This window comes from Cellulosimicrobium sp. NPDC030954 (assembly GCF_055571305.1).
The window spans coordinates 203951-226775 of record NZ_JBVIFN010000001.1; the positions used below are offsets into that span (position 1 = coordinate 203951).

The 22825-nt window shown below is 75.1% G+C and carries 20 protein-coding genes; 12 read left to right on the plus strand and 8 right to left on the minus strand.

Annotated elements, in window-relative coordinates; genetic code table 11:
• Positions 1 to 2: 2 nt before the first annotated feature.
• The gene (locus tag ACZ402_RS00850) at positions 3 to 1088 is read right to left on the minus strand and encodes a ThuA domain-containing protein (protein ID WP_375822685.1); all 1086 of its coding nucleotides are present in this window, start codon (positions 1086 to 1088) and stop codon (positions 3 to 5) included.
• 361 nt (positions 1089 to 1449) lie between these two features.
• Positions 1450 to 2763 (minus strand): LppM family (lipo)protein, encoded by a 1314-nt coding sequence (locus ACZ402_RS00855; protein WP_375822684.1) that lies wholly within the window; start codon positions 2761 to 2763, stop codon positions 1450 to 1452.
• Positions 2764 to 3057: 294 nt separating this feature from the next.
• Between ACZ402_RS00855 and clpB the strand changes: the two genes are divergently transcribed.
• The 4 genes from clpB (at position 3058) to ACZ402_RS00875 (ending at position 8406) form a co-directional block, all read left to right on the plus strand.
• Positions 3058 to 5679, plus strand: coding sequence for an ATP-dependent chaperone ClpB (gene clpB / locus ACZ402_RS00860; RefSeq protein ID WP_375822682.1), 2622 nt, complete (start codon positions 3058 to 3060; stop codon positions 5677 to 5679).
• Positions 5680 to 5816: 137 nt separating this feature from the next.
• Positions 5817 to 6797, plus strand: coding sequence for a diacylglycerol/lipid kinase family protein (locus ACZ402_RS00865; protein WP_375822681.1), 981 nt, complete (start codon positions 5817 to 5819; stop codon positions 6795 to 6797).
• A 70-nt stretch (positions 6798 to 6867) separates the two neighbouring features.
• Positions 6868 to 7266 (plus strand): hypothetical protein, encoded by a 399-nt coding sequence (locus tag ACZ402_RS00870; protein ID WP_375822680.1) that lies wholly within the window; start codon positions 6868 to 6870, stop codon positions 7264 to 7266.
• Positions 7267 to 7356: 90 nt separating this feature from the next.
• Entirely contained in the window at positions 7357 to 8406 is a 1050-nt protein-coding gene (locus ACZ402_RS00875) for a DUF2071 domain-containing protein (protein ID WP_375822678.1), read from the plus strand.
• A gap of 2 nt (positions 8407 to 8408) precedes the next feature.
• On the opposite strand, the gene ACZ402_RS00880 is transcribed toward ACZ402_RS00875, so the two are convergent.
• The 4 genes from ACZ402_RS00880 to ACZ402_RS00895 form a co-directional block, all read right to left on the minus strand.
• Positions 8409 to 9068, minus strand: a complete 660-nt coding sequence (locus ACZ402_RS00880; RefSeq protein ID WP_375822677.1) for a response regulator — start codon at positions 9066 to 9068, stop codon at positions 8409 to 8411.
• On the minus strand, positions 9065 to 10441 hold the full coding sequence (locus ACZ402_RS00885) for a sensor histidine kinase (protein WP_375822676.1): 1377 nt from the start codon (positions 10439 to 10441) through the stop codon (positions 9065 to 9067). The genes ACZ402_RS00880 and ACZ402_RS00885 overlap by 4 nt, the downstream gene beginning before the upstream one ends.
• A 124-nt stretch (positions 10442 to 10565) precedes the next feature.
• A complete protein-coding gene (locus ACZ402_RS00890) occupies positions 10566 to 11459 on the minus strand; it encodes a hypothetical protein (protein WP_375822674.1) in 894 nt (297 codons plus the stop codon).
• Positions 11459 to 12172 carry an ABC transporter ATP-binding protein gene (locus ACZ402_RS00895; protein WP_375822673.1) on the minus strand — a complete coding sequence of 238 codons (714 nt, stop codon included), beginning with the start codon at positions 12170 to 12172 and terminating at the stop codon, positions 11459 to 11461. Before ACZ402_RS00895 ends, ACZ402_RS00890 begins: the two co-directional genes overlap by 1 nt.
• A 292-nt stretch (positions 12173 to 12464) precedes the next feature.
• On the opposite strand from ACZ402_RS00895, the gene ACZ402_RS00900 reads away from it, so the two are divergent.
• Together ACZ402_RS00900 and ACZ402_RS00905 are read left to right on the plus strand one after the other, a co-directional pair.
• The gene (locus tag ACZ402_RS00900; RefSeq protein WP_375822671.1) at positions 12465 to 13268 is read left to right on the plus strand and encodes a peptidoglycan-binding protein; all 804 of its coding nucleotides are present in this window, start codon (positions 12465 to 12467) and stop codon (positions 13266 to 13268) included.
• 98 nt (positions 13269 to 13366) lie between these two features.
• Entirely contained in the window at positions 13367 to 14044 is a 678-nt protein-coding gene (locus ACZ402_RS00905; protein WP_375822670.1) for a TetR/AcrR family transcriptional regulator, read from the plus strand.
• Positions 14045 to 14065: 21 nt separating this feature from the next.
• On the opposite strand, the gene ACZ402_RS00910 is transcribed toward ACZ402_RS00905, so the two are convergent.
• Together ACZ402_RS00910 and ACZ402_RS00915 are read right to left on the minus strand one after the other, a co-directional pair.
• Entirely contained in the window at positions 14066 to 14866 is an 801-nt protein-coding gene (locus ACZ402_RS00910) for a DUF4190 domain-containing protein (protein ID WP_375822669.1), read from the minus strand.
• A gap of 2 nt (positions 14867 to 14868) precedes the next feature.
• On the minus strand, positions 14869 to 15471 hold the full coding sequence (locus ACZ402_RS00915) for a DUF4190 domain-containing protein (RefSeq protein WP_375822667.1): 603 nt from the start codon (positions 15469 to 15471) through the stop codon (positions 14869 to 14871).
• A gap of 184 nt (positions 15472 to 15655) precedes the next feature.
• Between ACZ402_RS00915 and ACZ402_RS00920 the strand changes: the two genes are divergently transcribed.
• From ACZ402_RS00920 to ACZ402_RS00945, 6 genes are all read left to right on the plus strand, one after another.
• Entirely contained in the window at positions 15656 to 18721 is a 3066-nt protein-coding gene (locus ACZ402_RS00920; protein ID WP_375822665.1) for a carbohydrate binding domain-containing protein, read from the plus strand.
• A 239-nt stretch (positions 18722 to 18960) separates the two neighbouring features.
• Positions 18961 to 19263, plus strand: coding sequence for a hypothetical protein (locus ACZ402_RS00925; RefSeq protein ID WP_375822663.1), 303 nt, complete (start codon positions 18961 to 18963; stop codon positions 19261 to 19263).
• Between the two features lie 52 nt (positions 19264 to 19315).
• Complete coding sequence (locus ACZ402_RS00930) at positions 19316 to 19957, plus strand: hypothetical protein (protein WP_375822662.1); 642 nt, start codon at positions 19316 to 19318, stop codon at positions 19955 to 19957.
• 65 nt (positions 19958 to 20022) lie between these two features.
• The gene (locus ACZ402_RS00935) at positions 20023 to 21039 is read left to right on the plus strand and encodes a peptidoglycan-binding protein (RefSeq protein ID WP_375822660.1); all 1017 of its coding nucleotides are present in this window, start codon (positions 20023 to 20025) and stop codon (positions 21037 to 21039) included.
• Positions 21036 to 21677, plus strand: coding sequence for an ABC transporter ATP-binding protein (locus ACZ402_RS00940; RefSeq protein ID WP_264029585.1), 642 nt, complete (start codon positions 21036 to 21038; stop codon positions 21675 to 21677). The genes ACZ402_RS00935 and ACZ402_RS00940 overlap by 4 nt, the downstream gene beginning before the upstream one ends.
• Positions 21674 to 22813 (plus strand): FtsX-like permease family protein, encoded by a 1140-nt coding sequence (locus ACZ402_RS00945; protein WP_336722730.1) that lies wholly within the window; start codon positions 21674 to 21676, stop codon positions 22811 to 22813. Before ACZ402_RS00940 ends, ACZ402_RS00945 begins: the two co-directional genes overlap by 4 nt.
• Positions 22814 to 22825 lie beyond the last annotated feature (12 nt).

A 22825-nucleotide genomic window follows, 5' to 3' on the forward strand; every position in this document is an offset into this window, starting at 1 on the left:
GGTCAGGAGACGAGCGTCTGCTGCCACTCGATCAGGTCGGCGATCTTCGCGACGAGCGTCTCGTCCTGGAGGCCGTGCGCCTTCCCCTTGGCCTGCTTGAGGATGTGGATCGCGTCGGCGTGCTCGCCCGCGTCCGCGGCGGCCTCGGCCCGGTCGAGGTAGTCGCTCACCCCGGCGGAGAGCTTCTCCGCGCGGTTCGAGCCCGTCGAGAGCGACGTCACGATGCCGTCGACCTCCTTGAAGGTGACGCAGTCACCGCCGCCGCTCACCTTCCCGGCCGTCCACTCGATGCCGCCCGCGAGGTGCGCGAGGAACAGCGGGTCGGAGTACGACGAGTCGACATGGCCGGCGCCCTCGTACCAGGACCGTCCGCCCTCGAAGTTCTGGCACCAGGCCAGGGGGTGGTCGTCGCCCATGGCGTCGCGGCCGGGGTTGTAGGTCGACTCGTCCAGCGTGATGAGGACGTGCACGTCCTCCCGCGGGTTGCTCGTGAAGTTGTACCACTCGTCGAACCTCGTCCACTCCGCGGGGAGCATCTCGGTCGACGGGTGGCCCGGGCTCTCGATCCGCATCGTGGCCGTCTGCTGGGCCGGGTGGCTCTTGAACCGCGCCGACCCGCCGCTGAGCTCGCTGTACCACGGCACCGCGTGCATGGTGTCGGTCGCGGCGTGCAGGCCGACGTACCCGCCACCGTCGCGGATGTAGCCCTGGAGAGCCGCGAGCTCCGAGTCGTTCAGCAGGCGGGGCCGGGCGGGGTCCTGGTTGTTGGTGCCGTCGACGGGAGACGCGAAGAGGATCGTCGCGTACTGCCCGAGGTCCTCGGCGCTCGTGAACGGCGTCGTGTCGAGCGTCAGCTCGGGCTGCCGCGAGTCCCACACGTCGACCGTGAACCCGCGCTCTTCGCCGATGGCGATGACCGCCTCCGTGGTCTCGTCGATGTGCGAGTGGCGGAAGCCGAGAGTCTCGCCGACGACGAGGACCTTGTACTCGTCGTCGGCCGCGCTCGCCGGAACCGCGGCGACCCCGACCGCGAGCGCGCTACCTGCCGCTGCCAGGCCCGTGGCCAGGCGCCAGACGTGATGCTTCATGGTGACTCCTCATTGAGTGGACCGTTGTGCCCCCCGGTCGTCGAGCACCCAGGCACCCGGCGGCTTCGGGTGACCGTATATCGGCCGGCGACTAAAAGGCAATGCCGATAAACAAATACGGGTCATCGCGCGGCTCTCACCTGGCGGTCGGCCGGTGGAGCGTCCGGCGCACCGCGTCACGGACCCGGCGGTCGCCCGGCCGGGTGCCGCCGCGGCTCGCGGCCGCGGTCGGGCCCCGCAAAGGTCGGGGACGCACGACGGCCCGCCCCGGTCTCGGGGCGGGCCGTCGTGGGTGGTGCTGCGGGTCAGCGGCCGCGCGGCACAGGCTGCGCGGCACCGACCGAGCGGGTGCTCGCGACCGTCACTCGGGCGGCGGGCGCAGGCGCGTCGCGTCGTCGATCTCGTCGTCCGGGCCGGCGGGGGCCGCGGGGCCGTCCGGCCCCGGTGCGCCCGGCTGCGGCGGGAGCGGCTGGGTCGGGGCGGGCTGCTGGTACGGCGGCAGCGGCTGGGTCGCGCCCGGCGGGACGGGCGGCTGCGCGGGGAGCGGCGTCGTCGGCGACGACTGCGGGTGCGGCGCGCCGGGAGGGGCGTACGGGGCCGCGCCCGGGTAGCCGCCCTGCGGCTGCGGCGGGGCCGGCGGCTGGGCGCCGTACGGGCCCGGGGCCGGGGGCTGCGCCCCGTAGCCCTGCGGGGCCCCGGGCTGGCCGGGGTAGGCGCCCGGCTGCTGGCCCGGCTGACCCGGGTAGCCACCCGGCTGCTGGCCCGGGTACTGACCCTGCTGTCCGGGGTAGCCGCCCTGCTGACCCGGCTGCTGCTGGCCCGGGTAGGCGCCCGGCTGCCCCGGGTACTGGCCCTGGGGCTGGCCGGGGTACTGGCCGGGCTGACCAGGCTGACCGGGCGCGGGGTAGGCGCCGGGCTGGCCCGGGTAGCCGCCCTGCTGGAAGCCGGCCGCCTGGCCGTCCTGCGTGCCCGGCTTGGAGCGGAGCACGAGCCAGAGCACGAGGCCGATGATGCCGAGCAGCACGACGCCGCCGATCACGAACCACAGCCACGCGAGAGAGCCCGAGTCCGACGAATCGCTCGCGCTCTCGCCGCCGTCGGGTGCGGTGGCGCCGTCGGAGTCGGTGGTCTCGTCCGAGCCCTCGTCGCCCGTGCCGGCCGAGCCGCCCGCGACGGCCGAGCCGCGCGCCGTCATCTCGTTGACCTCGCCGACGACCGGCGTCCACGTCACGGTGTTGCCGTCGACGGTGCCGTTGGACTCGGCGACCTCGCCCGGGAAGGTGATGGCGACCCTGATGTCCAGGCTGTCCATCATCTGCCGCGTCATCTCGTCGCCGGCCGCGTCGCCGGTCTCGGGGTTGAACTCCTCGCCCGTCATGTCCATCGAGCCGCTCACCACGTACTCGTCGCCCTCGCGCGTGACGGAGATGGAGTCGGTGGCGCCGGTGTCGAGCTGGGAGATGGGCTGGTCGGCGTACGTGATCTTGGTGCCGGTGTAGCCGTCCTGTGCGTACGGCTCCTGCGTCGCGCCGTCGGGCAGGTCGGACTCCATCTCGGAGCCCATCTGGTCCCACATCTCCTGCGGGTCCATGTCCAGGGACTGGGCCATCTCGTCGGAGAACGCCATGACGACGCTGCCGTCGAACGTGTCGTCCTCGTTGAGGGTGATGGCCATGTCCATCCTCATGCACCCCGCGAGGAACAGTGCGAGGGTGGCGAAGAGGGCGCCGAGGCCGAGTCGTCTGCGCAAGGGTGAGGAGTTCACCGGCCCAGCATGTCGCGGATCGTCGCCCGAGGCGAGGGTCGAAGCCGATTTGAGACGGAATGCGTCCGGGAGTTCATCCGCTCCGGACGACGGACCGTCGAGAGGTCGGGGACGGGGCTGACGAACTAAGTTGAGCGGAATACACTCAACTTCGGAGTCGTTCCACTGGTCAGACCATCTTTCGAGCACCACACCGGAGCACCCATGGAAACGAAGTTCACCACGATGTCGCAGCAGGCGATCGGCGAGGCGATCCAGACCGCGTCGGCCGCCGGCAACCCGCAGCTCGAGCCCACGCACCTCCTCGCCGCGCTGCTCACGCAGGAGGGCGGGGTCGCCGTCGGGCTCCTCGACGCCGTCGGCGCGGACAAGCAGGCCGTCGGCCAGAAGGTGCGCGCGGCCCTCGTCGCGCTCCCCACGGCGAGCGGGTCCGCCGTCGCGCAGCCGACGCCGTCGCGCGCCACGTCGACCGCGCTCGACAACGCCGCGAAGGAGGCGCAGGCCCTCGGCGACGAATACGTCTCCACCGAGCACCTGCTGCTCGGCATCGCCGCGGGATCCTCGCAGGCCGCGACGATCCTGCAGCAGGCTGGCGCGACCGCCGAGGCCCTGCGCTCCGCGCTGCCCGCCGTCCGCGGGAGCGCGCGCGTGACGAGCCCCAACCCCGAGGGGACCTACAAGGCGCTCGAGCAGTACGGGACCGACCTCACGGCCGCGGCCGCCGAGGGCAAGCTCGACCCCGTCATCGGCCGCGACTCCGAGATCCGACGGGTCGTGCAGGTGCTCAGCCGCCGCACCAAGAACAACCCGGTGCTCATCGGCGAGCCGGGCGTCGGCAAGACGGCCGTCGTCGAGGGTCTCGCCCAGCGCATCGTCGCGGGCGACGTCCCGACCTCGCTCCAGGGCAAGCGCCTCGTGTCGCTCGACCTCGCGAGCATGGTCGCGGGCGCGAAGTACCGCGGCGAGTTCGAGGAGCGACTCAAGGCCGTCCTGGAGGAGATCAAGTCCTCCGACGGCGAGGTCGTCACGTTCATCGACGAGCTGCACACGGTCGTCGGGGCGGGCGCGGGCGGCGAGGGCGCCATGGACGCGGGCAACATGCTCAAGCCGATGCTCGCGCGCGGCGAGCTGCGCCTCGTCGGCGCGACCACGCTCGACGAGTACCGCGAGTACATCGAGAAGGACCCGGCGCTCGAGCGCCGGTTCCAGCAGGTGTTCGTCGGCGAGCCCTCGGTGGAGGACACGGTCGCGATCCTGCGCGGGCTCAAGGAGCGGTACGAGGCGCACCACAAGGTGACGATCGCCGACTCGGCGCTCGTCGCGGCGGCGTCGCTCTCCGACCGGTACATCACCGGCCGCCAGCTCCCGGACAAGGCGATCGACCTCGTCGACGAGGCGGCGTCGCGCCTGCGCATGGAGCTCGACTCGTCGCCGATCGAGATCGACGAGCTGCAGCGCGCCGTCACGCGCCTCGAGATGGAGGAGGTCGTGCTGTCCGAGTCGACCGACCCCGCGTCGCTCGAACGCCTCGAGAAGCTGCGCGCCGACCTCGCGGACCGTCGTGAGGAGCTCGCGGCCCTCACCGCGCGGTGGGAGGCCGAGAAGGCGGGTCACAACCGCGTCGGCGACCTGCGCGCGAAGCTCGACGAGCTGCGCGTCCAGGTCGAGCGCGCGATCCGCGAGGGCGACCTCGAGACCGCGGGCCGCCTGCAGTACGGCGAGATCCCGCAGGTGCAGCGCGAGCTCGACGAGGCCGAGGCGGCCGAGCAGGCCGACGACGCGTTCGCCGCGTCCGGCCCCGAGGCCGCGCCGATGATCGCGGACAAGGTCGGCGCCGACGAGATCGCGGAGGTCGTGTCCGCGTGGACGGGCATCCCCGCCGGCCGCATGCTCCAGGGCGAGAGCGAGAAGCTCCTGCACATGGAGGAGGTCATCGGGGAGCGCCTCATCGGCCAGCAGGCCGCCGTCCGCTCCGTGTCCGACGCCGTCCGCCGCTCGCGCGCGGGCGTCGCCGACCCGGACCGCCCCACGGGCTCGTTCCTCTTCCTCGGCCCCACGGGCGTCGGCAAGACGGAGCTCGCGAAGTCGCTCGCCGACTTCCTCTTCGACGACGAGCGCGCCATGGTGCGCATCGACATGTCCGAGTACTCCGAGAAGCACTCGGTCGCCCGGCTCGTCGGCGCGCCCCCCGGGTACGTCGGCTACGAGGAGGGCGGCCAGCTCACCGAGGCCGTGCGGCGTCGGCCGTACTCGGTCGTGCTGCTCGACGAGGTCGAGAAGGCGCACCCCGAGGTCTTCGACATCCTCCTGCAGGTGCTCGACGACGGCCGTCTCACCGACGGCCAGGGCCGCACGGTCGACTTCCGCAACGTCATCCTCGTGCTGACGTCGAACCTCGGCTCGCAGTTCCTCGTCGACCCGATGCTCGACGACGCGGAGAAGCGCGAGGCCGTCATGAGCACGGTGCGAGCGTCCTTCAAGCCAGAGTTCCTCAACCGGCTCGACGACGTCATCGTGTTCGAGCCGCTGACGATCGAGGAGCTCGGCCGGATCGTCGACATCCAGGTCGCCGCGCTCGGCCGGCGCCTCGCGGACCGGCGCATCACGCTCGACGTGACGACGGCCGCCCGCGAGTGGCTCGCGCTCGAGGGCTTCGACCCGGCGTACGGGGCGCGCCCGCTGCGCCGCCTCGTGCAGCGCGAGATCGGCGACCGCCTCGCGCGGATGCTGCTCTCGGGCGACGTCGCCGACGGCGACGTGGTGCGCGTCGACCGCGACCCCGAGGCCGAAGGGCTGACCCTCGGGACGGAGATCCTCACGGCCTGACGTCCTGTCCGACGGGCCCCGGGTCCTCTGCCGCCGTCGTGACCGAGCGGCGCAGAGAACCCGGGGTCCCCCTGTCCGCGCGGATGGGGCTGCCCCCGTACCGCGCGTCCTCACGGCCGCCGGGACATACTCGGTCCGTGCCGACCGACGAGACGACCGAGACCCAGAACACCGCTCCGCAGCGCCCCGACGTCGGGCCCCACCGCTCGGCCGTGATCGTCAACCCGAACCGGGTGGAGGGTCTGGACGCGCTGCGCGACCTCATCGTCGCGCGGCTCACCGAGGCGGGGTGGCCGGAGCCCGCGTGGCTCGAGACGACGGCCGAGGACCCGGGCACGGGGCAGGCGCGCCAGGCCGTCGAGGACGGCGCGGAGGTGGTGTTCGTCAGCGGCGGGGACGGGACGGTGCGGGCCGTCGTCGAGGGGCTGGCGGGGACCGACGCCGCGCTCGCGATCCTCCCGGGCGGCACGGGGAACCTCCTCGCGGTGAACCTCGGCGTCCCCACCGACGCCGAGGAGGGCCTGCGCCTCGTCCTCCGGGGCGGCCGACGGACCATCGACGTCGGCGTCGCGGACGGGCAGACGTTCGCGATCATGGCGGGGATGGGGCTCGACGCGGCGATGATGCGCGACGCCCCGACGGCGCTCAAGGCCAGGGCGGGGTCGGTCGCGTACGTCTTCTCGGCGCTCAAGCACCTCGCCGACGACGAGATGCACGTCGAGGTGACGGTCGACGGGCGGACGCGGCGCCGTCGTGCGCGCACGGTCGTCGTCGGCAACGTGGGCCGTCTCCAGGCCGGCACCAACCTGCTCCCGGACGCGGAGCCGGACAGCGGGCAGCTCGAGGTCGCGATCATCGCGCCGCGCAACCTCCAGCACTGGGTCCAGCTCCTGTGGGGCGTCGTGCGGGGCAGGAGCCGGGTGCCGAGCCGGGAGGTCGTGCGGGGCCGGGAGGTCTCCGTGGTCTCCGACCGGCCGCAGCCGCGCCAGCTCGACGGCGACGTGATCGAGCCGGCGGAGCGGCTCGACGTCAGCGTGCGACCGCAGGCGCTGCACGTGTGCGTGTACCGGCCCGAGGAGTCGGAGGACCTCGCGCAGGGCGCGCCCGGTCGTCGGTGATCCCGGTGCCCGCGGTCGCGGACCGCGGACGTCCCTGTCGCCGGACCGCGGGGTTCGGCAGGATGGGTGCATGAGCGCTCCCCAGCCCGGCCCCGAGACCTGGTCCGCCTCCGCCCCGTCCGCCTACGGCTCGCCCGCACCGGCCACCGGTGCGCGACGCTCGCCCCTCGCCGTCGTGGCCTTCGCCTTCGGGGTCGCGACCGTCCTGGTCGGTGCGGTCGTCACGCTCGCGTTCCCGTTCGTGCTCTCGTCGGCGGGCTACTCGCCGTCGTCGGTCGGCGTGCTCCAGCTCGTCAACGGCATCCTCACGGGCGTGCTCGCGCTGGTCGCGACGGTCACCGGCGCGGTCGCGCTCGTGCGGCGGCTGCCGGGCGCGGCGCTCGCGTCCGCCGGCACGGCGCTCGGCGCGGCGGCGCTCCTGGGGGTCCTCCTCAGCCTCGTGCAGGGTGCGCTCTACCAGGTCCTCTGACCGCCTCCGCCCGGCCCGGGCCCCCAGGCCGGGCCGCGCGTCCCGCGAGCGCCGGGTGCGAGCAGACGTGCGGTGCTGCACGGTGGGCCCATGAGCCCCCGACGACCGGCTCCGGAGCGCTCGGGCGCGCAGGAGTGGCTCCCGCGCGGGCGTGCCGTGAGCGACGTCGACGCGCTCGCCCGGGCGGCGCGGGACTGCCACGGGTGCGAGCTGTGGGCGGACGCCACGCAGGTCGTGTTCTCGCGCGGACCCGAGCGCGCCCGGCTGGTGCTCGTCGGCGAGCAGCCGGGCGACCGTGAGGACCGCGAGGGCGAGCCGTTCGTCGGGCCCGCGGGGCGCCTCCTCGACGAGGCCGCCGCGCCGGGGCCGGGAGCCGCACCGCACCGGGCACCGCGGGTCGCCGTGAACGTGCAGCGCTGGGACGCGCTGACGTTCCTCCACTGGCGCGTCGACCCGGCCGTCGTGCAGGGCTGGCTCCCGCCCGGCCTCGCCGTCCAGGAGGTCGGCGGGACGACGTGGCTCGGCGTGGTCCCGTTCGTCATGGCGGGCGTCCGGGTCCCGCCGCTGCCCGCCCTCGGCGCGTGGTCGACGTTCCCCGAGCTCAACGTCCGCGTGTACGTGCGCGACCGCGCGGGCACCGAGGGCGTGTGGTTCCTCGGCCTGTGGGCCACGTCGCGCGCGTTCGTCGCCGCGTCGCGCGCGGCCGGCGTCCCCTACCACCCGGCGCACGCTGCGGTGCAGGCGGAGGTGCACGCCGACGGCGACCGTGCGGGGCCGCCGTCCGCGGTGCGCTACCGGTTCCGCTCGACCGGCCGGGGACCCCTGCACGTCCCGCACGAGCACCCGGGGCTGCTGCGCGACCTCACGCTCCGCGCCGAGGTGCGCGCGCACGAGGAGGTCGACGCGTCGTCGGGCCTCGTGCGGTGGCTCACGGCGCGCTGGACCGCCTACGGCGCACGGGCCGGGCGGCTGTGGCGGTTCCCGGTCGTGCACGAGCCGTGGACGCTGCGGCGCGGCACGCTCGACGCGCTCGACACGGACGTGCTCGACCGCCTCGGGCTGCCGCCCGCGGACCCGGCGCTCGTGCACGTGGCCGCGCCGGTGCACGCACGGTTCGGGGTGCCGCGGCCCGTGCGCTGACGTCAGCCGGCCGGGTCGACGATCCCGTGCCGGAACGCCCACACGACGAGCTGGACGCGGTCGCGCGCCCCCGTCTTGGTCATGGCCCGGCTCAGGTGCGACTTCACCGTGCTGGGCTCGAGGAACAGGGCCGTCGCGATCTCCGCGTTGGACGACCCGCGGCACAGCAGGTCGACGATGTCGAGCTCGCGCGGGGTGAGGAGCGCGGCCGCGTCGTCGTCCCGCGAGACGGGCGCGCGGCGGCGCGCGAACTCGCCGATGACCCGCCGCGTGAGGGTCTGGTCGACCAGGCCGTCGCCCGCGGCGACCCGCCGGACGGCGTCCACGAGCACGTCCGGCTCGGCGTCCTTGAGCAGGAACCCGCTCGCCCCGGCCTCCAGGGCGCCGAACACGTAGTCGTCGAGGTCGAACGTGCTCACCACGAGCACGGGGACCGGGTCGACGACGTCCGGACCGGCGAGCGCGCGCGTCGCGGTGATGCCGTCGCCGCCGGGCATGCGCACGTCCATGCACACGACGTCCGGGCGCTCGCGGCGCGCGACGCGGACGGCGTCGGCGCCGTTCGACGCCTCACCGACGACCTCGACGCCCTCGCTCTCGAGGATGACGGTGAACCCGGCGCGGACGACGGCCTGGTCGTCCACGAGCACGACGCGTGTCACGAGACCTCCTGGTCGGGGGTGAGCTGATCGGCGCGGCGTGGGTCGCGCGCGGGTGAGCGAGGCACGGTCAGGCGGACGAGCCACGCGCTGTCGGGCGCCCGCCGCGCGTCGAGCGTGCCGCCGAGCACGGTCGCCCGCTCGCGCATGCCGACCAGCCCGTGACCGGGCCGCGGGTCCGCGGGCGGCGCGGTGCCGGCCGCCGGGTTGCGCACGGTGAGCACGAGGTCCGCGGCGGACCACGCGAATCGCACGGCCACGGGCCGGCCCGGCGCGTGCCGGCGCGCGTTGGCGAGCGCCTCCTGGAGCACGCGGTAGACCGCGATCTGCGTGCTCGGCGTCGGCTCCCACGGGCTGCCGTCCGTCTCGACCGAGACGACGGTGCCGGCGGAGCGTGCCGTGTCGAGGAGGGCGGGGACCTCGGCGAGCGTCGGCTGCGGCGCCTCGCGCTCCGTGCCGTCCTCGTCGTCGCGCCCGCGCAGGATGCCGACCACGAGGCGGAGGTCGTCGAGCGTCTCGCGGCCCTGCGCGCGGATCCACCGCACCGACTCCTTGGCGCGCTCCGGGTCGGCGTCGACGAGGCGCTCGGCGGCGGACGCCTGGACGACGATGCCGGACAGGTGGTGCGCCGCGACGTCGTGCAGCTCGCGCGCCATGCGCGCCCGCTCCTCGAGGACCGCCTGGGCGGCGAGCGCCTCGCGCTCGCGCTCGGCCCGCAGCACCCGGTCGCGCAGCTCGGCGACGAGCTCGCGCCGCGTCGCGACGTACGAGCCGACGAGCGCCGCCCCCACGAACGTGAGCAGCGCGGAGAGCAGCGCGCCGCCCACCTGGAGCGCGTGCTGCGCGGGCCCCGCCCCGGCGGGGACGGCGAAGCCCCCGAGGGCGAAGACGAGCACGACCTGCGCGAACGCCGCGAGCGCCGGGGCGACGAGGCGCGCCCGTCGCGGCGCGTACGCACCGGCGGAGTACGCGGCGACGAGTGTGGCCGGCGCCTGGAACCCGACGTACGGCGGCAGGAGCACGGTGATCGCGACCTGGGCCACCACCGCGAGCGCGAGGCAGGCCAGCGGTGCCCGACGGCGGACCGCCAGGGTCGCGGCCTGGACCACGACGAGCGCGAGCACCGTCGCGCGCACGCCGGGGGTGATGATGACGGCGCCGGGCCCCGCGCCGAAGGTCGCACCGACGTCGGTCGCGAGCACGCGCTCGATCCCCAGGAACAGCACGACGGTCGCGGCGGCGACGACCCCGGCGAGCACGGCGTCGCGGCCGGTGTCGGTGCGCACGCCGACCCGGTCGAGCGCGCGGCGCAGGGCCTCGGTCACGGTCTCCTCCAACGGGACGACGGGGACGGACGGGTCGGTGGGCCTGCCCACCCTACGGGGGTGCGCCGACCCGGCCACGAGGCAGAGCCGTGGCCCGCCGAGGGAGAGGCGTGGTCCACCGGGAGGAGTGACCACGCCTCTACCTCGCGATACCAGCCCTCTACCTCGGCGGTCGTCAGACCAGGTCGCGGCGCTGCAGCGTGAGGGCGCCGCTCCCGAGGAGTGCCGCGACCCAGGCGACGAGGCCGGCGAGCGCGGCGAGCGTGCCCAGCGGCGCGGCGCCGCCCAGGAGCTCCGCCCCGGACTGCCCCGTCGACGCGAGCGCGCCCAGGCCGAGCGGGAGCCACTCCGCCGCGGCGGACTCGCCGCCCGACAGCAGGGTCACCGCACCGCGGACGATCGGCTCGGCGAGCGCGAGCGCCGCGACGGTCACGACGGCGGCCACCTGGCCGCGCACGAGCGTCCCGATCCCGAGCCCGAACCAGCTGAGGAGCACGAGGACCGCGAGGCCGCGGGCCCACACGCCGAGGACCTCGCCGGGCCCGAGCGCGAGGGTCGCCCCCGGGGTCGTCATGATCGCGACGGTGAGACCCAGGGCGCCGACCACGGCGAGCACCACGCCGACGCCGAGGGCGACGGTCGCGGTCGCGCCGGCCTTGGCCGCGAGGATGCGCAGCCGCGACGGCTGGACGAGCGCCGTCGGCACGATGCCGCCCGTGCGGAAGTCCGTCGTCACGGCGAGCACGCCCAGCAGCAGCATGCACATGGTCGCGACGCCGACCGACCCCGAGCCGTTCAGCCCGTTGCCGAGCAGGTCGAGCATGCCGCGCTGGAACGCGGGCTGGGCGGCGTCGGTGAGCGCGCCGAGGTCGGGGGCCAGGTCCTCGAGCATCTCGGGCGACGCCTGGAACCCGACGGTCGCGCCCCCGCCGAGCGCCTCGGTGCCCCGCAGGATCGTGGGCAGCAGGAGGGTGAAGGCCTGGACGACGAGCATCCCGGCGACGGCGACGGCCGCGACGACCCACGTCGCGCGGGTCGTGCGGAGCTTGAGCATCTCGGCGCGGTACATCAGCGCACCCCTTCGGTCGTGGCGGTCAGGTCGAGGTAGAAGTCCTCGAGGGACTCCCCGCGCAGCAGGTCGTCGAGGGGGCCGTCGGCGACGACGCGACCCTGCCCGACGACGACCAGGTCGTCCGCGACCTGCCGCACCTCGGACAGGACGTGGCTCGCGAGGAGCACGGTCCCGCCGTCGTCGGCGAAGCCGCGCACCAGGTCGCGCAGCCAGCGCATCCCCGCGGGGTCGAGCCCGTTGGCGGGCTCGTCGAGCACGAGCACCTCCGGGTCGCCGAGCAGCGCGGCGGCGATGCCGATGCGCTGCCGCATCCCGAGCGAGTAGGTGCGGACGCGGCGGTCGGCCGCGGGCGTCATGCCGACGAGCGCGAGCACCTCGTCGACGCGCCGGGCCGGGACCCGCCCGGCGGCGGCGAGCACGCGCAGGTGGTCGCCGCCCGTGCGCCCGGGGTGGAGTCCGCCGGCGTCGAGCAGCGCGCCGACGGTGCGGGCAGGGTGCGGCAGGTCGGCGAACGCCCGACCGTCGAACGTCGCGCTCCCCGCGGTGGCCGCGGCGAGCCCCAGGAGGACGTGCAGGGTCGTCGACTTCCCGGCACCGTTCGGCCCGAGCAGCCCGACGACGCGGCCGGGCGCGGCCGTGAACGTCACGTCGTGCACGGCGTCGAACGCCCCGTAGGACTTGCGCAGCCCGGAGACGTGGATGGTGGTCATGCCGGTCCCTTCTCGTCACGTCCCGCACGGCTCCCGTGCGGTGTCCCACCAGGCTGTCGCGCGGGGGGTCCCCGGGTCTTGCGGCGCAGGGAGGAACCTGCGTTGCGACCTCCGTCGCAAGCGCCGCCGGAACGCCGGGACCCGCGCCGGCACGCCCGGCGTCGCCGCAGGTGAGGGCGCCGGGCGTGACATCCGGCCGGGGCATGGGGCAGGGTGGACGTTCACCCGACCGCTCAGGCGGGCTGCGCCACGCGTCGTCCGCCGGTCCCCGACCGTCCTGGAAGGAGGCGACGTGCGCCGACGTCACGACTCGTCCGGCACCCCGGAGGGGCGCAGCGTCGCCCCGCCGCCCGCCGCGCACCGCACGGCGACGCCGTGGGTCACGGTCGCGGCAGGTGCGGGTGCGGTGACGCTCGTCGTCGCGGTCGCCGGGATGGTGGGCGCCGCGACCGGGGGCGGCGAGGCCGTCGTCGTCGGCGCGTCCGCCGACGCGGGGACCGCGGTCGAGGACGGCGTCCCGGCCGTCACGCCCCGCCCCGACGCGTCGCGTCCGGAGGTGACGCGCATCCCGCCGCCCGACCACGCGCACGACCCGGCGGAGGGCACCGACGCCGGAGCGGCGCCCGCGCCGCGACCGTCGTCCGGCGGGACGGGCACGCCGCCCGCGTCGGCCGGTCCCGGGGCGGAGCCGACGACCAGCCCCTCGCCGACCCCGGGCACGAACGCGCCGGAGCCCGCACCGACCACGCCCGAGCCGACGGCCGACCCCGCGTCCGTCTCCTGGGTCCAGGAACGGCTCCGCGTGCACGGCGCGGACATCGAGGTCACCGGCACCATGGACGACGCGACCGGTACGGCGCTGCGGGCGTTCCAGCAGGCCCACGGGCTGCCCGGGGACGGCACGGTGACGGCGGCGACCGCCGAGGCGCTCGCCGCCGCACCGTCCGACGAGGACGAGGAGCCCACCGACCCGGGCGGCGCGGCCCCGACGGAGCCCGCGCCGCCGTCTCCCACCGACACGCCGTCGGCGACCGTGCCCGGCGCGACCCCGAGCACCGACGGGCACGCGGACCCGGCCCTCGCGCCCGCGTCCTGAGCGGCGGACGGCCGCGGGTGAACTCGCGGCCCGCGGGCCCCGGGCCGCGCCACGGTCGGTAGGGTTTTCCCTCGTCGGACGACGGACGGAGCAGGACCATGACGAGCGCGGCGATCGGCGCGGGTCAGGACCGCGGGGCACCCGGCCGCGCCGCGACCCCCGATCCGGGTCGCGGGTACGCGAAGGGCCGTGCCAAGCGGGAGGAGATCCTCCAGGCCGCCGTCGTGCTGTTCGGCGAGGTCGGCTTCCACGCCGCGTCCCTGCGCGAGCTGGCGTCGCGCGTGGGCATGTCCCACCCCGGCCTGCTCCACCACTTCCCGACGAAGGTCGCGCTCCTCGAAGCGGTGCTCGACTACCGCGACACCGTCGACGTGGCGGACCTGGACGAGGACCTCGCGCGCGGGACGGACTACTTCGAGGCGCTCGTGCGCCTCGTCGAGCGCAACGCCCTCCGCCGGCACATCGTCGAGCTGTTCACGGCGCTCGCGGCCGAGGCGACGTCCCCGGACCACCCGGCGCACGAGTACTTCGTCCGGCGGTACGAGTGGGCGGTCGCGCGGTCGGGCGAGCAGCTCGCGCGCCGGGCGCGCGCCGGCGGCCTGCGCGACGGGGTCGACCCGTCGGCCGCGGCGCGGCACATCGTCGCGCTCATGGACGGGCTCCAGGTCCAGTGGCTGCTGTCGCTCGACCGCCCCCGGCCCGAGCGCGTGGACATGGCCGCCGACCTGCGCGCCTACCTCCGGCTCATCCTCGCCGACGAGGTCTGCGCGCCCTGAGCGCGAGGACCTCCGGCCCGCTCAGCCGAGCAGGTCGCCCGGGAGGGGGTCGGCGGCCGCGGCCAGGCACAGGCCCGTCCGGTCGCCGTCGCGCCACGACGCCTCGGTCGGCGACCACACGACGAGCTCGACGCCCTCGGGCGCGTCCGACCCCAGCACGTCGGGCGTGCACACCCGTGCCACGCGCCGGTCCACCGCCTGCTGACCGGGCCACAGCTCGTCCGCGCCCAGGTCGGTCCGCGCGACGACCTGGGCCCGGTGCTCGTCCGCGCAGGGCACGGCCCGCACCTGGGCCACCTCGCCGTCGGGCGGCAGCGCGTCGAGGCAGGTCCCGAGCACGAGCTGGACCGCGTTGACGGTCTGCGGGGCGGTGACGTCGCCCGCGAGCGGCGCGCGCGCCTGCTCGCCCTGCCACCAGGCGAGCGCGCCCACGGTCCACGCGACCGTGACGGCGGCGCCCACGACCGTGCCGGCGACCGCGAGCCCGCGCCCGCGCGTGCCGCGGGACCGCACGCGGGAGAGGCCCGCGGCTCCCAGCCCGATCCCGACGGGACCGAGCACGACGCCCGCCGGCACGCTCGCGACGGCGAGCGGCTCGACGCGCGGAGCGGCCGGCTGCCACCCCGGCGCGTAGTACGTCTCCGGCGCGAACCCCGGTCCGGGCGGCCCGGGCGGTCCGGCCGGGTCCGCCGAGGCGGCCGGGCGCGGCGCCGCGGCGCCCGGCGGGGTCGGCGCACCCGCGGGCGGCGGCGGCACGGGCGCGCCGGGCCGGGGCGGGACGGTCGGCCCGCCGGGCGGGGCGAAGAGGTCGTCGTCGGCCACGGCTACGAGTCGCTCAGGGTCGCCGCGAGCACGATGAGCATCGCGAACGCGGTGCAGACGGCGCCCACCACGATGCCCGTGACGGCGAACCCGCGCCCGCGCGTCCCGTCCCGCATCACCTGGTTGAGGGCGACGATCCCGAGCACGAGGCCGACGATCCCGGGAAAGCCCGCGCAGACCACGAGGCTCGCGATCGAGACGATCATCGACGCCAGCGCCAGGCCGTTCGTCCGCGGCGGCGGCGTGTACGTGGACCCGTACGGGGGCGGGTAGGCGGCGTAGCCGGGGCTCCCGGCGTAGCCGGACGGGGCCGACGGCGGGTACCCGGCGTCCGGGGGCGAGCCGTAGGCGGGTGCGGCGCCGGGGCCGTAGGGCGACCCCTGCCCGCCCGGGGCGGCGGGCGCACCGTAGGGGGCTCCCGTCCCGGGCGTGCCCGGGTACGCGCCACCCGCCCCGGACGGTGCGACGAAGCCACCCTGCTCGGGCGCCGGGGCGTCGGTCGGCGGGTTGTACGGGGTGAGCGGCGGCTGGTGCGGGCGCGGGGCGGCGTACGGGTCGACGGGATCGTCGGGAGACCCGTACGGCGGGACGGGTGGCGTGGTCATGGACACACCGTAGCGACGCGCCGCCGCGCCGTCCGCCGTATGAACAGGCTCTTGTAAGCAGGCGCAATTTTTGCTAGATCTTGCAGCAACGGTACAGCCAGGGTGCGTCCTCCACGACGGCGGCACGCGGACCGGCGGCCGACGTCCCGGCACCGACGCCGGGACACGACACGGAGGAACACCGATGCGAACAACGAAGCTCGCAAGGTCGCGGGCACGCCTGGCGGGGGCGCTCGCCCTGGCCGTCGCGCTGCCGGGGGCGGCCGGACTGAGCGCCGTCGCGGCACCGAGCACGGCGACGAGCGCAGCACCGAGCGCGGCACCGACCACGACGACCGTCTACTACCCGGACCGCCCCGGCTGGGCGGCGACGAACGTCCACTACGGCGTCGACGGCGCTGCGTGGACGTCGGTCCCCGGCGTGCCGATGGCCGACGCGTGCCCGGGGTGGCTGACGGCCGAGATCGACCTCGGCGCGGCGTCGGGGGTGCAGCTCACCTTCAACGACGGTGCCGGGACCTGGGACAACAACCGCGGCGCCAACTACCGGGCGGGCGCGGGGACCGTCGTCGTGCAGGACGGCGTGCTCACCGCGGGGGCGTCGCCGTGCGGCACCGACCCCACCGACCCGACAGACCCGACGGACCCTGCGGACACGACCGCGACGATCTACTACGCGACGTCGTGGGCCGCGCCGAAGATCCACTACCAGGTGGGCTCGGGCGCGTGGACGAGCGTCCCGGGCACGCCGATGACCGCCGCGTGCGCGGGGTGGTTCGCGCACACCATCGACCTCGGCGAGGCGAGCGGCGGCCAGGTCGTCTTCAACGACGGCGCCGGGCGGTGGGACAACAACGGCGGAGGCAACTACCGCTACACCGCGGGACCGCAGACGGTCTCGGGCGGCGTCGTCGCGCCCGTCGCGCAGAGCCCGTGCGGCCCCGACGTCCCCGAGGAGCCGGACACGCAGGCGCCCAGCGTCCCGTCCGGGCTCGTCGCGACGGCCGACGGCGTGCGCGTGACGGTCACGTGGGACGCCGCGACGGACGACACGGCCGTCACCGGCTACACCCTCACCCGCACCGGAGGAGCGGGCCCGGTGACGCGGGACGTCACGACCCCGTCCGCGACGGACGTGGGACTGCTCGAGCGGACCGCGTACACGTACTCCGTGACGGCCGTCGACGCCGCGGGGAACCGCTCCGCGGCGAGCGCACCCGTCACCGTCACGACGGGCACGAAGCCCGTGGTCGACCCGGGGACGACGGGCGAGCCGCTCGGCGGTGACCCGCGCGAGGACTCGATCTACTTCGTCATGACCGCGCGCTTCAACGACGGCGTGAGCGAGAACAACCGCGGCGGGTCCCAGCACGTGAAGTCGGGCAACGCGGCGAACGACGACCCCATGTTCCGCGGCGACTTCCAGGGGCTGATCGACAAGCTGGACTACGTCAAGGGCCTCGGCTTCTCGGCGATCTGGATCACGCCCGTCGTGCTCAACCGGTCCGACTACGACTTCCACGGCTACCACGGCTGGGACTTCTTCCGCGTGGACCCGCGCCTCGAGACGCCGGGCGCCTCCTACCAGGACCTCATCGACGCCGCGCACGCGAAGGGCATCAAGATCTACCAGGACGTCGTGTACAACCACTCGTCGCGCTGGGGCGCCAAGGGCCTGTTCGTGCCGACGGTGTGGGGCGCGCGCGACGGCCAGTGGGACTGGATGTACTCGGCGAAGGAGGAGGGTCGCGAGTACGACCCGATGGAGGAGAACGACGGGAACGACCCCACCCTCACCGCCGCGCAGAACGCGCTCGCGAAGGGCCGCACGTACAACGGCGACCTGTGGTCGACGACGGCCCCGGCGGGGAGCACGTGCTCCGGGTTCGGCACGCCCACGCAGTACAAGAGCCCAGAGGGGTTCCAGATCTACAACTGCCAGTGGCCCTCGCCCACGTCGGGCATGTTCCCGAAGAGCACGTACCACCAGTGCTGGATCGGCAACTGGGAGGGCAAGGACGCGCAGGACTGCTGGCTGCACGACGACCTGGCCGACTTCAACACCGAGAACGCCGAGGTGCAGCAGTACCTGATCGACGCCTACAACCGGTACATCGACATGGGCGTCGACGGCTTCCGCGTCGACACCGCCGTGCACATCCCGCGCGTCATGTGGAACCGGCACTTCCTGCCCGCGATCCAGGAGCACGCCGTCGCGACGCACGGCGAGAAGGGCAAGGACTTCTACGTCTTCGGCGAGGTCGCGGCGTTCGTCAACGACAAGTGGAACCGTGGCTCCGTGAACCACTCCGCGCAGTTCTACACGTGGAAGGAGCGCAAGGAGTACTCCCTGGACGACGTCGTGGCCGCCGCCGAGCAGTTCCAGTACGAGAACCTCCTGGGCACGGGCAACCAACCGACGTCGGACAACGCGTTCCTCGGCGGCGCCGACGGCAACACGTACCACGCGCCCGACCACTCGAAGTTCTCGGGCATGAACGTCATCGACATGCGCATGCACATGAACTTCGGGGACGCAGGAAACGCCTACCACAACGGAAAGGACTCGGACGACTCGTACAACGACGCGACGTACAACGTCGTGTACGTCGACTCGCACGACTACGGGCCCAACAAGTCGACCGTGCGCTACGCCGGCGGAACCGACGCGTGGGCGGAGAACATGAGCCTCATGTGGACGTTCCGGGGCATCCCGACGCTCTACTACGGCTCGGAGATCGAGTTCCAGGCGGGCAAGCCGATCGACTGCGGGCCGACGTGCCCCCTCGCGACCACCGGGCGCGCGTACTACGGCGACCATCTCGCGGGCGACGTCGTGGCGAGCGACTTCGGGGTCGTGGAGTCCGCGTCGGGTGCGGTCGCGCAGACGCTCCAGAAGCCGCTGGTCCAGCACGTGCAGCGGCTCAACCAGATCCGTCGCGCCGTGCCGGCGCTGCAGAAGGGCCAGTACTCGACGGTCGGGGTGCAGGGGAGCATGGCGTACAAGCGCCGGTTCACCGAGGGCGCCGTCGACAGCTTCGTGCTCGTCACGGTGACGGACGCCGCGACCTTCGCCCGCGTCCCGAACGGCACGTACGTCGACGCCGTGACGGGCGACCGGAAGGTCGTGACGAACGGGACCCTGGCCGTCCCTGCGCCGGGCAAGGGCAACCTGCGCGCCTACGTGCTCGACCTCCCGGGCAACCCCGCGCCGGGCAAGGTCGGTGAGGCGGGCCCGTACCTGAGGTAGCGGCTCCGCCGCCGGGGGGCCTGCGCACGGCGCGGCTCCGGGGGACGACCCCGGGGACGCGCCGTGCGCGTACCACGATGCGGATGGTTGCAGACAGTTTCCGCAATTTTCTGTACGTTTGCGGCGTCAGGGGGAGGCGGCGCAGATGCCGCCGGTGCCTTCCGTGCCGCCTGCGGCACGGAAGGTTCCCGTGGCCGACCGGCGGACCGCTCGGTGCCGCCGGCCACGAAGGAGCAGCAATGAAGCGTTCGCTCATCGGTCTCGCGGCGGGTCTCGCCGTCGTTCTCGGCGGGGTCGCGGTCGCCGCACCCGCGTCGGCGGCATCGACGTCGGGATACCAGATCTGCTACGGAGGCAAGGACGTCGGCGCCACGACGACGGGCAAGGGCACCGTCCAGGCCAAGGCGCCGGGCGGTGCCGTCACGACCTACTACGGCGCGACCAGCACGAGGTCCCAGGTCTGGGCCTACGGGGCCGGCTCGACGGGGACGTGGAGCGGGAGCGCCTCGACGCTCATCTCCGCCTCCGGCTTCTGCCACTGACCGCGATCGCGGCGGGCGGGCCGTGCCCCGCCCGCCGCACCGGGGAGGACGTATGACGAACGACACCGTGGAACGTCGGCGGAGGTGCCGAGACACCGCGACGGGTGCCGCGCTCGCACTCCTGCCGGCACTCCTTCTCGGGGCTTGCGGCACGGGTGCGCCGATCTCCGGCGCGCCGACCGCGTACACGGAGCCGGGCTGGATGGCCGAGGTGCGGGCGGCCGACGAAGAGTTCCGGGTCGCGGCGGAGGCGTGCCTGCGTGAGCAGGGGCAGGTCCCGGACGTCCAGGCCGGCGGCTACGGCGTCGTCGTCCCCCAGGACGGGCAGGGCGAGTCGCTCCCCGGGGCGGAGGCTGCCGCAGCCGCCGCTGTCGAGGCGTGCCGTGCGGTCGTCCCCGAGCCGGAGTACCAGCGCGACCCGGACCTCCAGGTCGAGTACGAGCGGCTCCTCGACCAGCGTGAGTGCCTCGTCCACGAGGGGTACGACGTCCCGCCGCCCTCGCAGAGCGCCGAGGCGTGGGCCGACGCCTACGCGCAGGACGCCGAGGCGTGGTCGCCGTGGGAGATCTTCGATCCCGGCCCGGACGGGACGACCTCGACAGGTCCCGACGAGCTCTCTCGCGTGGTCCAGGCGTGCCCGACCAGCGCCGCCTTCAAGATGATCGTCAGCAGAGCCCCGCAGGCGTCGTCGTGAGGGGTGGCGCCGGGTGGCGCGGTGCGCGTCCACGGGCCGTCGCGCGTGTCGGCTGGGCGGTCGCGGTGCTCGTCGCAGCCGCCGCGGCGTTCGTCCTCGGCCGAGCGACGTTCGTCCCCCCGCAGGTCGCGACGGCCGCCGACGAGCCGCTGACGACGACCGTGACGGAGGGGACCGTCGGCCGGTCGCTGCCGCTCACGGTCGTGGCGCGGTGGGACACCGCGGGCGCGGGCGTCAGCGCCGCGGACGGGACGCTCACCTCGGTCGCCGTGTCCGACGGCGCGGTCGTGGCTGCCGGAGACGTCCTGTTCACGGTCGACCTGCGCCCGGTGACGGTCCTGCCCGGGGCCGTGCCGTCGTTCCGGGACCTCACCGCGGGCGCGGTCGGCGACGACGTCGCACAGCTCCAACGGTTCCTCACGGCGACCGACCGGCTCGTCGACCCGGGGCGTGGGCTGGGGACCTTCGGCGCGGCCACCACGACGGCCGTCCGCGCCTGGCAGCGGGACCTGGGCATCACCCCCGACGGCACGGTGCGAGCGGGTGACGTCGTGTTCGTGCCGGAGCTGCCGGCCCGGGTGCGGGCGGCGACGGACGTCGAGGTCGGGGACCGCCTCTCCCCGGGGACGCCCGTGGTCGAGGTCCTCGCGGCGGCACCGGGCTTCTCTGCGACCCTGGCCGACGGGGCCGACGTCCCGCCGCCGGGGGCGGCCGCGGCCGTCGGGTACGAGGGTGCGGAGGTGGACGTGGTCGTCGCCGACGTCACGACCGACACGAACGGGTACACGGTGCTGCACCTCGCTCGCCCGGACGGAGCGGCGGTGTGCGGCGAGACGTGCGGGAACGTGCCCACCGACCCCGGGAGCGCGGTGTACACGGGTCGTCAGGTGCTCGTCCCCGAGACGTCCGGCCCGACCGTGCCGCTCGCCGCGGTGCGGACGGGTCCCGAGGGCGCGACCTACGTCCGCGCGCGGGACGGCGTGCGGGTCCCTGTCCGGGTCGTCGCGCAGGGCGGGGGGCGTGCGGTGCTCGAGGGTGTGGAGGTCGGCACCGTGGTCCAGGTCGCCGAGGACGTCCCGTGACGCTCGGCGCGCGGGGCCTCACGTTCTCCTACCGGCGTGGCTCGGCGCCCGTCGTCTCCGACCTCTCGCTCGACCTCGAGCCCGGGACCCTGACCGCCGTGACCGGGCCGTCCGGCTCGGGCAAGTCCACGCTCCTGTACCTCCTCGCCCTGATGCTGCGAGGCACGTCCGGCACCGTGCTGTGGGACGGCGAGCCCGTCTCGGCGCTGCCCGACGCACGACGTGCGCAGATCCGTGCACGCGACGTCGGCTTCGTCTTCCAGGACGCGGTCCTCGACCCGACACGCACCGTGCTGGACAACGTGTGCGACGCCGGCCTGTTCGGGGGTCTCGACCGGCGGGCCCGCGTCCGCCGCGCGCACGATCTTCTCGAACGGTTCGGCGTCGAGCACCGTGCGGACCACCGCCCGGGCGAGGTGTCCGGGGGGCAGGCGCAGCGGGTCGCGCTGTGCCGTGCGCTCCTGACTCGTCCCCGCGTCCTCCTGGGCGACGAGCCGACCGGAAACCTCGACCCCGTGTCGGCGCGCGTGGTGTGGGAGGCGCTGCAGGCGCACGCCGCGGACGGGGCGACGGTGGTCGTCGCGACGCACGACCCCCGTCTCGCGGCCGAGTCCTCCCGACGGCTGGAGATCTCGTGAACGGCTCTCCGCGGGTCCTGGACCTGCTCCGGGACGCGGTCGAGGCGGCCAGGTCCCAGCGCGCCGCGACGACCGTCACTGCTCTGCTCGTCGCCGTCGTGTGCTTCGTCGTCCTCGTCACGACAGGGCAGGCGGCCGTCGCCGAGCAGCAGGTCGTCGCGCGGATCGACGGGACCGGCACGCGCCTGGTGACCCTGGTCGACGCGACCGGCACCGCCGGTATCCGTGCCGAGGCGGTCGCCGAGACCGAGGAGCTGTCCGACGTGGCGTGGGCGTTCGGCCTCGGCCCCGCGAACGACGTCGTGAACGCGTCCCTGCCGCGCGAGGACGCCCGGGTACCGGCCCGCGCGGTCGTGGGGGACCTGCCGCCCGACCTCGTGCTGGTCGCGGGTCGCGCACCCCTGCCGGGCGAGGCGGTCGTCGGCCGCGACGCCGCGCGTGCGCTCGGGACGGACGACGGCGTCGGGACGGTCGTCCCGGCGGACGCGACCGCTTCCGGGGTGCGCGTCGACGACGCGAGAGCGGTCCCGGTGGTCGGCACCTTCGACGCGTCGGGCCCGCTCGCGGCGCTGGACGGGACGGTGCTCGTCGCGACGGAGCCGGCCGGGCTCGTGCTGTCGTTCGTGCACGTCCTGGCCGACGACGCGTCGGTCGTCCCGCGGCTCGGCGCGGCGCTCGAGGCCGCACCCCCTGCCGCGGCGCCGGACGAGGTGACGGTCGAGACCGCGGCGGGTGCGGTCGAGCTGCGCGCCGTCGTGGCGGGCGACCTCGGTGCGAGCGCGCGCCGCACGATGGCGCTCGTCATGGCGGTCGGGTGCGTCGTCGTCGCGGTCACCGTGCTCGGCGCGGTGTCCGCCCGTCGCCGTGACTTCGGGCGGCGCCGTGCGCTCGGAGCGACGCGGTCGGCACTGGTCGCGGGGGTGCTGGTCCAGACGGCGTGCGGGGCGGTCTGCGGCGTGGCCCTCGGGACGGTGGCGGGCCTCGTCGTGGTGCTACGCGTCGTCGGCGCGGTCCCGCACGTGCCGTTCGTCGTCGGCGTCGCGGGCCTCACGCTGCTCGTGGCGCTGCTGGGCGCCGTCCCCTCCGCGGCGCTCGCGGCCTTCCGTGATCCCGTGCGCATCCTGCGCGTCCCCTGACCGACTCCCTGC

Bases quoted from the DNA above. Each gene is read 5' to 3' on its own strand.
- ACZ402_RS00850 (WP_375822685.1), bottom strand. From the start codon at position 1,088: ATGAAGCATCACGTCTGGCGCCTGGCCACGGGCCTGGCAGCGGCAGGT.
- ACZ402_RS00855 (WP_375822684.1), bottom strand. From the start codon at position 2,763: ATGGCCATCACCCTCAACGAGGACGACACGTTCGACGGCAGCGTCGTC.
- clpB (WP_375822682.1), top strand. From the start codon at position 3,058: ATGGAAACGAAGTTCACCACGATGTCGCAGCAGGCGATCGGCGAGGCG.
- ACZ402_RS00870 (WP_375822680.1), top strand. From the start codon at position 6,868: ATGAGCGCTCCCCAGCCCGGCCCCGAGACCTGGTCCGCCTCCGCCCCG.
- ACZ402_RS00875 (WP_375822678.1), top strand. From the start codon at position 7,357: ATGAGCCCCCGACGACCGGCTCCGGAGCGCTCGGGCGCGCAGGAGTGG.
- ACZ402_RS00890 (WP_375822674.1), bottom strand. From the start codon at position 11,459: ATGTACCGCGCCGAGATGCTCAAGCTCCGCACGACCCGCGCGACGTGG.
- ACZ402_RS00895 (WP_375822673.1), bottom strand. From the start codon at position 12,172: ATGACCACCATCCACGTCTCCGGGCTGCGCAAGTCCTACGGGGCGTTC.
- ACZ402_RS00905 (WP_375822670.1), top strand. From the start codon at position 13,367: ATGACGAGCGCGGCGATCGGCGCGGGTCAGGACCGCGGGGCACCCGGC.
- ACZ402_RS00915 (WP_375822667.1), bottom strand. From the start codon at position 15,471: ATGACCACGCCACCCGTCCCGCCGTACGGGTCTCCCGACGATCCCGTC.
- ACZ402_RS00920 (WP_375822665.1), top strand. From the start codon at position 15,656: ATGCGAACAACGAAGCTCGCAAGGTCGCGGGCACGCCTGGCGGGGGCG.
- ACZ402_RS00925 (WP_375822663.1), top strand. From the start codon at position 18,961: ATGAAGCGTTCGCTCATCGGTCTCGCGGCGGGTCTCGCCGTCGTTCTC.
- ACZ402_RS00930 (WP_375822662.1), top strand. From the start codon at position 19,316: ATGACGAACGACACCGTGGAACGTCGGCGGAGGTGCCGAGACACCGCG.